We start from the raw sequence: 12100 nt of genomic DNA on the forward strand, positions 1-12100 counted from the left end.
CTTCACAGCGCGCGCGCCAGGCGTTCGGCCAGGCCGGTGTAGGCAGCGGGCGTCAGCGCCTGCAGGCGCGCACGTGCATCTTCCGGCAGGTCCAGCGAGGCGACGAAACCGCGCATCGCCTCCGCGTCGATGCCCTGGCCGCGGGTCAGCGCCTTGAGCTGTTCGTACGGGTTGGGCAGGCCGTGCCGGCGCATCACCGTCTGCACCGCCTCGGCCAGTACTTCCCAGGCCGCGTCGAGGTCGGCCTCCAGGCGCTCGGGATTGACCGTCAGCTTGCCCAGGCCCTTGCCCAGCGAGTCCAGCGCGACCTGGGTATGGCCGAACGCGGTGCCCAGCGCGCGCAGCACGGTGGAGTCGGTCAGGTCGCGTTGCCAGCGGCTGATCGGCAGCTTGGCCGAGAAATGCTCGAACAGCGCGTTGGCGATGCCGAAGTTGCCCTCGGCGTTCTCGAAGTCGATCGGGTTGACCTTGTGCGGCATGGTCGAGGAGCCGATCTCGCCTTCCTTGAGCTTCTGCCTGAAATAGCCCAGCGAGATGTAGCCCCACACGTCGCGCGCCAGGTCGACCAGCACGGTGTTGGCGCGGCGCACCGCATCGCCCAGTTCGGCGATGTTGTCGTGCGGCTCGATCTGGGTGGTGTAGGCGTTGAAGGGCAGGCCCAGTCCTTCGACGAAGCGCTGCGCGAACACAGGCCAGTCGATTTCCGGATAGGCGATCGCATGGGCGTTGTAGTTGCCGACCGCGCCGTTGATCTTGCCGGTCAGCTCGACCGCGGCGATCTGCCTGCGCTGGCGTTCCAGGCGGGCCACGACATTGGCCACTTCCTTGCCGAGGGTGGTTGGCGAGGCGGTCTGGCCGTGGGTGCGCGAGAGCATCGGCTGGGCGGCCTGGGCCGCGGCCAGCGCGCGCAGCTGGGCGATGACGCCGTCCAGCGCCGGCAGCAGCACCGTGTCGCGCGCCTCGCGCAGCATCAGTGCGTAGCTGAGGTTGTTGATGTCCTCGCTGGTGCAGGCGAAGTGGACGAATTCCAGCGCGGGCCCCAGCTCTTCGGCAAGCTCGCCGGCGTCGTCCTTCAGCCGCTCCTTGATCAGGTACTCGACCGCCTTGACGTCGTGGTTGGTGGTGCGCTCGATCTCCTTGACCCGCGCCGCGTCGTTGACCGAGAGGTCGTCGGCCAGCGCGCGCAGGCGTTGCTGCGCAGCGGCGGAAAATCCGGCCAGCTCGGCGATGCCCGGCTCGGCGGCGAGCGCCAGCAGCCATTCGACCTCGACCTTGACCCGGGCGCGGATGAGGCCGTACTCGGAGAAGATCGGGCGCAGGGCGTCGACCTTGGACGCGTAGCGGCCGTCGAGCGGGGACAGGGCAAGCAGGGCGGAATCCGACATGGGGGCGGGATGCGGCGGAAGGGAGCGTTCAAGTTTAACGCGCCGGGCCGGATCGGGGCCTGGCGTATGCTGGCTGCCCCGCCAGCCGCCGGTGTCACCGGCCGCCCGCCGTGGTCCATCCCCGCTGGAGACGGTCATGAGCAAGACCCCTGCAAGGCCCCGTGCGAAGGCGTCCCCGCGCGCCAGCCGGTCCACCGCCGCATCGGCGCCCGGCAGTCCCCGCACCCGCATCGAACACGACAGCATGGGCGAGCTGCAGGTGCCCGCCGACGCCCTGTGGGGCGCGCAGACCCAGCGCGCGGTGCAGAACTTCCCGATTTCGGGCAGGCCGATGCCGCGCGGCTTCATCCGCGCGCTGGGCCTGGTCAAGGCCGCGGCCGCCGAGGTCAACGCCGGGCTGGGCCTCTTACCGAAGAACGTGGCCACCGCCACCCGCGCCGCGGCGCTCGAGGTGGCTGCGGGCGCGCATGACGCCCACTTCCCGGTGGACATCTACCAGACCGGTTCGGGCACCTCGTCGAACATGAATGCCAACGAGGTGATCGCCGCGCTGGCCAATGCGTCGGGCAAGGCTGGCAAGGGCCAGGTCCATCCCAACGACCACGTCAACCTGGGCCAGAGTTCCAATGACGTCATTCCGACCGCGATCCGCGTGTCGGCGCAGCTGGCCGTGCTCGAGGACCTGCTGCCGGCGCTCCGGCACCTGCGCAAGACCATCGAGAAGCGCGGCCGCGAGCTGCGCCGGGTGGTCAAGACCGGTCGCACCCACCTGATGGATGCGATGCCGCTGACCTTCGAACAGGAGTTCGGCGCGTGGGCGTCGCAGCTCCGCTCGGCCGAGGAGCGCATCGGCGACAGCCTCAAGCGCCTGCGCCGCCTGCCGCTGGGCGGCACCGCGATCGGCAGCGGCATCAATGCCGATCCGCGCTTCGGCGCGCGCGCGGCACGGGCGCTTTCGGTCCTGTCGGGCACCCGCTTCGAGAGCGCATCCGACAAGTTCGAGGGCCTGGCCGCGCAGGACGACGCGGTCGAGCTGTCCGGCCAGCTCAATGCGCTGGCGGTGGCCCTGATCAAGATCGCCAATGATCTGCGCTGGATGAATGCCGGACCGCTGGCCGGGTTGGGCGAAATCGAGCTGCCGGCGTTGCAGCCCGGCAGTTCGATCATGCCGGGCAAGGTCAATCCGGTGATCCCGGAAGCCACGGTCATGGTCGCCGCGCAGGTGATCGGCCACCACACCGCGATCACCATCGCCGGCCAGACCGGCAACTTCCAGCTCAACGTGACCTTGCCGTTGATCGCAGCCAACCTGCTCGATTCCATCGGCCTGCTGGCGAACGTGTCCACGCTGCTGGCCGACTCGGCCATCGCCGGGCTGAAGGTGCGGCCGGAGCGCATCCGCGAAGCGCTGGCGCGCAATCCGATCCTGGTGACCGCGCTGAATCCGGTGATCGGCTATGAGAAGGGCGCGGCGATCGCCAAGCAGGCCTACAAGCAAGGAAGGCCGGTGCTGGAGGTGGCGATCGAAGTCACCGGGTTGCCGGCGAAGACGCTGGCGGCGCTGCTCGACCCGGCGGTGCTGGCCAAGGGCGGCATCCATGGCAAGCCGGGCGGTGGTGGCGGCTGAAGCCCGGCGGCGGCGCGGCCGCCTGCAGCGATGAGCAGGCGGCGCGCGTTCCGGTCAGTTCCCGGGTCGCGCCGCGGCAGCGTCGGCCTCGGCGGCTGCGTCCATGTTGTGCTTAGCGTCCGGAGCCACCTCGGTCAGGTCGTCTGATCCGCCGCCGACGTTGACGTTGAAGTTGCCGTCCTCGCCGCATTCGTCGATGTCGCCCTGGTCCATCGTCGCGTAGGGCTGGAAGGCGGGCAGGGCGGCGGCCAGCGCCTGCTGCGAGGCGAGCAGCGGCGCCAGGCGTTCGCAGATCTTCTGCGCCTCGACCTCGATCTGCTTGCCGCGCGCTTCCATTTCCTGGCCAAACTTCTCGCTGTCGCCCTGGAAGACGCTCTTCAGCGCGCCGGTGGCCGCCTCGATCCCCAGGTCCGCGCCCTGCATGCCGACCGCGATGCCGGCCTGGGCGACCGACACCAGGTTGGCGCGATGGGCCAGCAGCAGCTTGCGCTGCGCGTCGTCGACCGGGACCGGCTTGCCATCGACCAGGAAGTCGCCCTGCGGGCTGATCTCGGCCTTGGGCTTGTCGGACTGCTCGCCGACGCGGATGTTCTCGGTCGCCAGCTTGCGGCTGGCCTGCGCCATCGCTTCCTGGATCTTCCGGCCCAGGGCCGTGTTCGCCGTCGCGGCGGAAGCCGCGCTGCCGCCATCGGCGGGCGTGGGTGCCGGTTCGTCCCTGCCGCAGGCAGCGAGCGGCAGCATGGCCACGAGGGCAAGAGCGTGGAAATGTCGCATGGTCTGTTCCTCTCCTCTAGTTCAGTGCGAATTCGCGGCGGATCTCGTCTTCGCAGTCCTGGACATCGTCGGCCTGGAGCGTGGCGTACGGCCGGAACTGCGGCAGGCTGGCGACCAGCTGCTGCTGGCTGTCCAGCAAAGCGGGAAGACTGCGGCAGATCTGCACGACACCGGGTTCGATCGAAGCCTTGATCGTCTTTTCCAGATTGCGTTCGAGGCTGCCGGTCATGGCGCTGAGCATCAGGCTGAACAGGCCGCGGTCGACCGCCTCCAGGGCCATCTGCGCGCTGCGTTCGCCGATGTCGATGCCGGCCATCGCGATGTCGATGACCTGGCCGCGATATTCCAGCAGCTCCCTGCGCTGTCGTTCGTTGACGGCGACCGCCTTGCCATCGAGCAGGAAGTCGCCACGCGGGGTGATTTCCGCCTTGGGCAAGGTCGCGTCGTCCTTGCGCTTGCGCTCGCCGGACTTGCCGAAATTCAGGTTGTCCCGTCCCACTTCCAGGTTGCCCTGCTGCAGTTCTGCGCGGGCAGTAGCCAGTTCCCGGCGGACTTCCTTGCGCGCCTCGGCCATCTCGGCGCTGATTTCTTCCTGGATGCTGCGTTCCTGCGGCGGCGCTGCGTGGGCGGCCACCGGGAACAGGCCTGCCAGCAGCAGCGGCAGCAGCGATCGACGGATATGCGTGCGTTCCATGGCGTTCTCCCGATGGGGTTCAGTCGCGGCGCGGCAGGTCGATCTGACCGGTCACGCCACTGTGGTCGACATCGCCGCTGCCGATCGAGCCGACCGACAGGGCGCCCGCGCCGCGCACTTCCAGGTTGCCCGAGCCGATCGACTCGGCCCGCACGCGGCCGCTGACATTGCGCAGTTCCGCGTCGCCGGAGCCGATCGAGCCGATCTTCACGTCGCCACGCGCGCCGTCCAGCTTGAAGTCGCCAGAGCCAATACTGCCGACTTCGGCTGCTCCACCCACGTTGCGCGCCTTTACATCGCCCGAACCGATCGAAAGCACCTTGAGCGAACCGCCGCCGTCGAGTTCGACGTCGCCGGAACCGACCTTGGCGGTCACCAGGCCACGGATGCCGCGCAGCTTGGCATCGCCCGAGCCCACGTCCGCGCTGGCCGCCGCGCCGCCGTCCAGCGATGCGTCGCCCGAGCCGACATCGAGCTGCACCAGCACGCTGTCGGGCACCGTGCCGGCGATGTCCAGCCAGGCGTAGTTGTCGCCGAACAGGCTCGACAGCCCTGCCTCCTTCTCGCGGCGCACCTTCACCACCAGCGTGTCGCCCTTCTTTTCCTGGGTGACGGTCAGGTCGTCCAGCCATTGCGGCTTGCTGGCGCAGGCGCGGCCCTTCAGTTCGTGGCTGCCGCCGGGCGCGGCGCGCAGCACCAGGTCGTGCTGGTTGACTTCGAAGCGCACCGTCTTGACGCCAGCCAGGTCCAGGGTGAGCTGGCGCGCGGCCGAATGGGTGCAGTGGTCGTCGGCCAGCGCCGCCGTGGGGGCGATCAGGAGCAGGCCGAACAGTCCGAGCAGGGTGGGGCGCATGGTGTGTCTCCGGATACGTGTCGGGTCAGGCTTCGTCGCGCCAGCGGCGCAGGCGGATCGCGGCGGCGATGAAGGCCACGCCGATCACCGCGCCGATCCACAGGTCCGCCGTCGCGAAGGCATGCCAGCTGCGGGTCAGGTCGATCGCACCGGACAGGTCGTCGGGCGTGTTGATGTGCACCGACGGATCCACCACGCCGCCGATCGCCGGGTACCAGCCACCGGGCACCACGCTCAGCAGGCCGCGGTAGACCACCGTGTACCAGACCTTGTCGTGGGCGATGTCCACGCCCGGCAGGATCGTCATCATGCTGATCACCACGCAGACCAGCACCGGCACCAGCACCGCCCACAGGAACGGCTTGGAGCGCGCCCAGGCCGAGCAGAACATCAGCCAGCCCACGGTCGGCAGCGCCCACACCATGTACACCGGCAGCGAAGCCAGCACGCCGCCGATGATGCGCAGCGGATGCGACTGGGTGAACACGGCATGGGCGGCGGGCAGTCCGTTGACGGTGATGGTCAGCGCGGAGATCACCCACAGGGCCACGCCGATCAGCAGGCCCACGCCGATCGCCCACAGCGGCGCCAGCACCAGCGCCCAGGCGGCCTTGGACAGGACCATCTGCGAATCGGAGACCGGCAGCGACTTCCAGAACAGGACGCTGCGGTCGCGACGGTCGTCGTACAGCGAGCCGAGCGCGTAGAAGAAGACCACGAAGGCCAGCACGACGCAGGCCAGCAGCACGCCGCCGAGCAGCATGCCATCGCCCATCGCGCCCAGGGCGTCGGCGATCTGGTGCGCGTCGGTGCCGTCGTCGAACACGAAGCCGCTGCTGCCCATGCTGCGGCGCGCGGCAATGCTGCCGATTACCGCCAGGATCAGGTTCAGGCCGACGATAATCGCGCCGGTGATCAGCGGCGCCCAGAAGAAGCCGCCGCGGTTCTCCCAGTACTCGCGCTTGAGCAGCCACTTGAACTTGGCCGTGTCGTGCGGCGGGGTGTGGGTGGGGCTGGGGTTCAGTGCGTTCATGCGTAGGTCCCCTTCATGATGGCGACGAACAGGTCGGCCAGACCGGGCTTGCGGGTTTCGCCGAGTGTGGCGAGCTGGGTCTGCGGCACGCCGTCATAGAGCAGTACGGTCTTGCCGAACGGCAGGCCGCGCTCGTCGATCGGCTTGAGCGCGCGCGCCGCTTCGACCCGGTCGGCGCCGACCAGCACTTCGGTGTAACGCTCGGCCACGTCGTCCATGGGCGAGGACAGCACCATCCGGCCGTCGCGGATGAACAGCACGTCGGTGAGGATGTGCTCGATCTCCTCGACCTGGTGGGTAGTGACCAGGATGGTTTTTTCCTCGTCGAAGTAATCCTCCAGCAGGCGCTGGTAGAACTGCTTGCGGTAGAGGATGTCCAGGCCCAGGGTCGGTTCGTCCAGCACCAGCAGGCGCGCATCGATGGCCATCACCAGGGCCAGGTGCAGCTGCACGATCATGCCCTTGGACATCTCGCGCACGCGCAGCTTCGGGTGCAGCTGGGTGTTGGCCAGGAAACGCTCGCACTTGGCCCGGTCGAAGCGCGGGTGCACGCCGGCGACGAAGTCGATCGCCTCGCTTACACGCATCCAGCGCGGCAGCACCGCCACGTCGGCGATGAAGCAGACATCGTTCATGAGCTCGTCGCGCTGGGTGCGCGGATCCTTGCCCAGCACCGTCAGCTGGCCCTCGAACGGGGTCAGGCCCAGGATCGCCTTGAGCGCGGTGGTCTTGCCGGCGCCGTTGGGGCCGATCAGGCCGACGATCCGGCCGGCGCCGATATCGAAATCGGCACCGGAGACGGCGACCTTGTTCTTGTAGGCCTTGCGCAGGCCACGGGCGGTGACGACCGCGCCGGTGCCTCGGGTTTCGGGAGCGACAGCGTTCATCAGTGGTTCCCCAGAGGATTGAGCAGGTCTTGCACGGACAGGCCCAGGCGCTGGATGCGCTCGGCGACGGCCGGCCATTCGTCCTTCAGGAAGCGCTCGCGCTCGTTGCTGCGCAGCTGCTTGGAGGCTTCCTCGGTCACGAACATGCCCAGGCCGCGCCGCTTCTCCACCAGGCCCTCGTCGGCCAGCTCCTGGTAGGCGCGGGAGACGGTGATCGGGTTGAGCTGGTACTCGGCGGCCACCTGGCGGACCGAAGGCAGGGCCTCGCCGGGTTTCAGGATTCCGTCCAGCATCATGGCGATCACGCGGTCCTTCAGCTGGCGGTAGATGGGAGCGCCGTCGCTCCACTGGATGTCACTCATGGTCAACCCCGTGAGCGCAGCGACTGCGCAAAGGAGAAATAGGGCATGGTCGAAGAGGCGCGGAGCCTGCGCGCCGGCCGCTCCGCGGCCGCGTCCAGGTCCGCGTCGCCGCGTGTCGCGGCGGCCTCGGCGAGTCCATAATCACCACGGCGTCCATCGTGGTCGGGCAGCCACCGGGTCGTTCCCACGACCACCATGGCCAGGCCCAGGGCCATGAACCAGGAGCGGTGGGCTGACAGGATGCGTTTCATGCGGGTGTCCTGCGTTGGATGACTGGTGTTGTATTCAACTATAACACCTAAACACGTCATGTCAACTATGACCTGCCCAACTGATGGCCTATATAGGTGCCGTTCTTCGTCAGGAGCTCCCCATGTCGTTGAAGTCAATGATTTTCAAGGCTTTGTTGCTGGTCGTGGCCGTGCCTGCGGTCGCTGCTGCACCGGCATTGCTGGATGTGGAATACCGCCCGCTGGCGTCCAAGACGGCGGTCAACCTGAACGCCCAGCAGGGCGGCAAGGTCCTGCTGGTGGTCAATACCGCCAGCAAGTGCGGCTATACGCCGCAGTTCGAAGGCCTGGAAGCGCTGCAGAAGCGCTACGGGGCAGAAGGGTTTTCCGTGCTCGGTTTCCCGTCCAACGATTTCCGCGGCCAGGACCCGGGATCGGAAAAGGAGATCCAGGAGTTCTGCACGCTCACCTACGGGGTGAAGTTCCCGATGTACGAGAAGGTGCACGTCACCGGTCCGGAAACCACCGCGCTGTACCGTCGCCTGCATGACGCCACCGGCGTGTCGCCCGGCTGGAACTTCCACAAGTACCTGGTCTCGCGCGACGGGCGGGTCGTCGGCAACTGGCCGAGCAAGGTCACGCCGGAGGATCCGGGGCTTGTCGCGGCGATCGAGCGCGAGCTGAAGGCGCCTGCGCCGAAACGTTGAGGGCGGGCGCTGTACTACTTCGCGCATGCGACAATGGCGCCGCGCCGGCCTCGCCGGTGGACCGAACAACCCCTCAGGGAATCAACGAATGAACAACCGCATGCGCGGCGCCCTGGCGTCGCTGGTGATGGGAGCAAGCATGATGGCGGGAACTGCCGTGGCACAGGACAAGACGACGCTGGCGACCGAGAAGGACAAGGTGAGCTACGCGATCGGCCTGGACGTGGCGCGTTCGTTCCAGCCGATCGCACAGGATATCGATTTCGCCGCCATGCAGCGCGGGATCGACAACGCGCTGGCCGGCGGCAAGCCGCTGTTGTCCGAGGAGCAGGCGCAGGCGACCCACATGGGCTTGCAGGCCGCGGTGGCCGCGCGCTCCGGGCAGCGCGTCCCGGGCATGCCGCCGGGTAGCGAGCCGCCGGTGCCGTCGAAGGAGCAGGTCGGCCTGCTGGTCGGTGGAAGCATGGTGGGTCCGTCGCTGCAGCCGCTCAAGGACGAAGTCGACACGGCGGTGCTGATGCAGGCCGTGCGTACCAGCCTGGGCAAGACCGGCACGCCGCTGATGAACGAGCAGGACGCGATGGCGACCATGCAGGCGTTCATGACCCGCAAGCAGAAGGGTGCGGGGGACAAGAACCGCGCCGATGGCGCCGCGTTCCTGGCCAAGAACCGCTCCGCCAAGGGCGTGCTCAGCACGCCGTCGGGCCTGCAGTACATGATCCTGCGCGAGGGCAGCGGCCAGCGTCCGCTGGCCAGCGACACGGTGCGGGTCAATTACGAGGGCAAGCTGCTCGACGGCACGGTGTTCGACAGCTCCTACGCGCGCGGCGAGCCGGTCGAATTCCCGCTCAATCGCGTCATCGCCGGCTGGACCGAGGGCGTGTCGCTGATGCCGGTGGGCGCGAAGTACCGCTTCTGGATCCCGTCGGACCTGGCCTACGGTCCGGAGGGCGCGGCGGGCGGCAAGATCGGCCCGAACGCGACCCTGACCTTCGACGTGGAGCTGCTGGGCATCGCCCAGTAAGCCTCCCGGCAGGCACACGCCGCAATGCGCGTCGCGATCTTCGGCACCGGCTATGTCGGCCTGGTCACCGGGGCCTGCCTGGCCGCGGTGGGCCACGACGTGGTCTGCGTCGACGTGGACGCGGCCAAGATCGAGGGCCTGAAGAAGGGCGTGGTCCCGATCTACGAGCCGGGCCTGGAGTCGATGGTCCGCGCCAGCCATGCGGCTGGCCGGCTGCACTTCAGCACCGATGCGGCCGTCGCCGTCGCGCACGGCGAAATCCTGTTCATTGCCGTGGGCACGCCGCCCGGCGAGGACGGCAGCGCCGACCTGAAGTACGTGCTGGCCGTGGCGCACACCATCGGCCGGCACATCGAGCGACCGGTGGTGGTGGTGGACAAGTCGACCGTGCCGGTGGGCACGGCCGACCGGGTGCGCGATGCCATCGCCGCCGAGATGGCCGCGCGCGGCGCCGACGTGGCGTTCGATGTGGTCTCCAATCCGGAGTTCCTGAAGGAGGGAGCTGCGGTGGCCGACTGCATGCGTCCTGACCGGATCATCATCGGCGCCGACAACCCGGCCGCGGTGGCGCGGATGCGTCGCCTGTATGCGCCCTTCAACCGCAACCACGACCGTTTCGTGGTGATGGACGTCCGTTCGGCCGAACTGACCAAGTACGCGGCCAACGCCATGCTCGCGACCAAGATCAGTTTCATGAACGAGATGGCGAACATCGCCGAGCGAGTGGGGGCGGACGTGGAGGCGGTGCGCAAGGGGATTGGTTCCGACCCGCGGATCGGCTGGCACTTTATCTATCCCGGTGCCGGGTATGGCGGCTCGTGCTTCCCCAAGGACGTGCAGGCACTGGCGCGTACCGCCGAGCAGCACGGCTACTCACCTCAACTGCTCGAGGCTGTGGAGTCGGTGAACGAGCGGCAGAAAGGCCGGCTGTTCGAACTGGTCCAGCACCACTACGACCGGGGGGAAGACGAAGGCGTGCGCGGCAAGGTGTTCGCGGTGTGGGGCCTGGCATTCAAGCCCAACACCGACGACATGCGCGAGGCCTCCAGCCGGCGGCTGCTGGCGCAGCTGTGGGAAGCCGGCGCCACGGTCCGTGCCTACGACCCCGAGGCGATGGACGAGGCGCGGCGCATTTTCGGCGAGCGGGAGGGCCTGGTCCTGTGCGATTCGGCGCATGCGGCGCTGGACGGCGCCGATGCGCTGGTGGTGGTGACCGAATGGAAGGAATTCCGCAGCCCGGATTTCGCGCGGCTGCACGCGGCACTGGGTGACGCGGTGGTGTTCGACGGCCGCAACCTGTACGAGCCCGAAGAGATCGAGGCCGCCGGCCTGGCCTACTACGGCATCGGCCGCGGTCGCTCGGTGCGCACGCCATGAGCCCGGCACAGATCCCCATGCCCGGCTTCGGCGGCGACGGTCCGCTCGAGAGCGGACTGGACCAGCGCCTGGTGGAGCTGGAAACGCGGCTCGCATTCCAGGAGCACGCGTTGAACGAACTGAGCGAGGCCCTGGCCGATGCACGCCGTGAAAGCGCGCGCAGCGAGGCCCTGCTGCAGGCGGTCCTGGCCGACCTGCGCGGCCTGCGCGGTTCGCTGTATTCCGATCCGGCCAGCGAACCGCCGCCGCCGCACTACTGATCGACTTTCCTATTTCCCGGCCCGATCCGCGGCCATTGCGACCGTCCCACGCCACGAAGATGACCGATACCCTCCGCGACCAGCTGCTCACCCTGGGCTTCAAGGCACCGGCGCCGCCCGAGCGAAAATCCCGGGAAGGCAACGACCACAGGGGCTCCGGCAAGCCCGTGCACGGCAAGCCCGCGCATGGCCGGCCCGCACACGACCGGCGTGGCCCGCAGGGCAGGGGGCAGCCGCAACCCGCCGGGCGCCCCGGTGGCGCAGGCGAGCGCACGCCTCGCGGACCGCGCGGCCCCGGCCCGTCGCAGCCCAGGTCCGGCGAGATGGACCTGGGCAAGGCCTACGCATTGCGCGCCCAGCACGAGAAGAACCAGCGCATCGAGGAGGAGCGGCAGAAGCAGGAAGAAGCGCGCCAGCGCCGTGAAGCGCGGGCCAGGCTCGAGCAGCTCCTGCAGGGCAAGGGCCTGAACGATGAGGCCGCCGAGATCGCCCGTCACTTCGAATACGGCGGCAAGATCAAGCGGATCTACGTCACCGCACCGCAGCTCACTGCGCTCAATGCCGGCGAGCTGGGCGTGGTCCAGGTCAACGGCCGCTACCTGCTGGTCGACGCTTCCGTCGTGGCCGAGGCCGAAACGGTGTTCCCGCAGGCCGTGGCCTTGCGGGTCGACCCGGACGCGCCTGCCGGCGACGATCCCTATGCCGATCCGCGCTACCAGGTGCCTGACGACCTGCTCTGGTGAGGGGCTCCTGAGCCTGCACCCTGGCCGGGTGCGACGTGCACCCGACCGCATGGTTGCGCGCGTTACCACGTCGCATCGCTTGCCCGCGGGCCGTCCCGCCCGCTAGCCTGCCCGGCCTATGGATAACCCCCTGCGCGTTCTCAT

The 12100-nt window shown here is 68.6% G+C and carries 14 protein-coding genes; 6 read left to right on the forward strand and 8 right to left on the reverse strand.

What is annotated here, in order from left to right; all coding sequences use genetic code 11:
- Positions 1–2: 2 nt before the first annotated feature.
- Entirely contained in the window at positions 3–1385 is a 1383-nt protein-coding gene (purB, locus tag MNQ95_RS13070; protein WP_241953136.1) for an adenylosuccinate lyase, read from the reverse strand.
- A gap of 244 nt (positions 1386–1629) precedes the next feature.
- Between purB and MNQ95_RS13075 the strand changes: the two genes are divergently transcribed.
- The gene (locus tag MNQ95_RS13075) at positions 1630–3012 is read left to right on the forward strand and encodes a class II fumarate hydratase (RefSeq protein WP_241954428.1); all 1383 of its coding nucleotides are present in this window, start codon (positions 1630–1632) and stop codon (positions 3010–3012) included.
- Positions 3013–3066: 54 nt separating this feature from the next.
- Here the strand turns inward: MNQ95_RS13075 and MNQ95_RS13080 are convergent, their stop codons facing one another.
- Genes MNQ95_RS13080 through MNQ95_RS13110 form a run of 7 tightly spaced genes read right to left on the reverse strand, consistent with a single transcriptional unit; the run spans position 3067 to position 7866 of the window.
- On the reverse strand, positions 3067–3786 hold the full coding sequence (locus tag MNQ95_RS13080) for a YggN family protein (protein WP_202922825.1): 720 nt from the start codon (positions 3784–3786) through the stop codon (positions 3067–3069).
- 16 nt (positions 3787–3802) lie between these two features.
- On the reverse strand, positions 3803–4480 hold the full coding sequence (locus MNQ95_RS13085) for a hypothetical protein (protein WP_241953137.1): 678 nt from the start codon (positions 4478–4480) through the stop codon (positions 3803–3805).
- Positions 4481–4499: 19 nt separating this feature from the next.
- The gene (locus tag MNQ95_RS13090; RefSeq protein WP_241953138.1) at positions 4500–5333 is read right to left on the reverse strand and encodes a DUF4097 family beta strand repeat-containing protein; all 834 of its coding nucleotides are present in this window, start codon (positions 5331–5333) and stop codon (positions 4500–4502) included.
- Between the two features lie 25 nt (positions 5334–5358).
- The gene (locus MNQ95_RS13095) at positions 5359–6366 is read right to left on the reverse strand and encodes an ABC transporter permease (RefSeq protein ID WP_162408698.1); all 1008 of its coding nucleotides are present in this window, start codon (positions 6364–6366) and stop codon (positions 5359–5361) included.
- Positions 6363–7253, reverse strand: a complete 891-nt coding sequence (locus MNQ95_RS13100; RefSeq protein WP_162408699.1) for an ABC transporter ATP-binding protein — start codon at positions 7251–7253, stop codon at positions 6363–6365. Before MNQ95_RS13100 ends, MNQ95_RS13095 begins: the two co-directional genes overlap by 4 nt.
- Positions 7253–7615, reverse strand: coding sequence for a GntR family transcriptional regulator (locus MNQ95_RS13105; RefSeq protein WP_162408700.1), 363 nt, complete (start codon positions 7613–7615; stop codon positions 7253–7255). The genes MNQ95_RS13100 and MNQ95_RS13105 overlap by 1 nt, the downstream gene beginning before the upstream one ends.
- 2 nt (positions 7616–7617) lie before the next feature.
- On the reverse strand, positions 7618–7866 hold the full coding sequence (locus MNQ95_RS13110; protein ID WP_162408701.1) for a hypothetical protein: 249 nt from the start codon (positions 7864–7866) through the stop codon (positions 7618–7620).
- 122 nt (positions 7867–7988) lie between these two features.
- On the opposite strand from MNQ95_RS13110, the gene MNQ95_RS13115 reads away from it, so the two are divergent.
- The 5 genes from MNQ95_RS13115 to MNQ95_RS13135 all read left to right on the forward strand — a co-directional run bounded on the left by MNQ95_RS13115 (position 7989) and on the right by MNQ95_RS13135 (position 11956).
- Positions 7989–8552: a glutathione peroxidase gene (locus MNQ95_RS13115; RefSeq protein ID WP_425501305.1), complete on the forward strand. Its 564-nt coding sequence runs from the start codon at positions 7989–7991 to the stop codon at positions 8550–8552.
- Positions 8553–8640: 88 nt separating this feature from the next.
- Positions 8641–9576, forward strand: coding sequence for an FKBP-type peptidyl-prolyl cis-trans isomerase (locus MNQ95_RS13120; RefSeq protein ID WP_162408702.1), 936 nt, complete (start codon positions 8641–8643; stop codon positions 9574–9576).
- A gap of 24 nt (positions 9577–9600) precedes the next feature.
- A complete protein-coding gene (locus tag MNQ95_RS13125) occupies positions 9601–10953 on the forward strand; it encodes a UDP-glucose dehydrogenase family protein (protein ID WP_241953139.1) in 1353 nt (450 codons plus the stop codon).
- A gap of 17 nt (positions 10954–10970) precedes the next feature.
- Positions 10971–11213 (forward strand): SlyX family protein, encoded by a 243-nt coding sequence (locus MNQ95_RS13130; protein ID WP_162408975.1) that lies wholly within the window; start codon positions 10971–10973, stop codon positions 11211–11213.
- 59 nt (positions 11214–11272) lie between these two features.
- Entirely contained in the window at positions 11273–11956 is a 684-nt protein-coding gene (locus tag MNQ95_RS13135) for a DUF2058 domain-containing protein (protein ID WP_241953140.1), read from the forward strand.
- Positions 11957–12100 lie beyond the last annotated feature (144 nt).

It is taken from the genome of Pseudoxanthomonas daejeonensis, assembly GCF_022637495.1.
Taxonomy (GTDB): domain Bacteria; phylum Pseudomonadota; class Gammaproteobacteria; order Xanthomonadales; family Xanthomonadaceae; genus Pseudoxanthomonas; species Pseudoxanthomonas daejeonensis.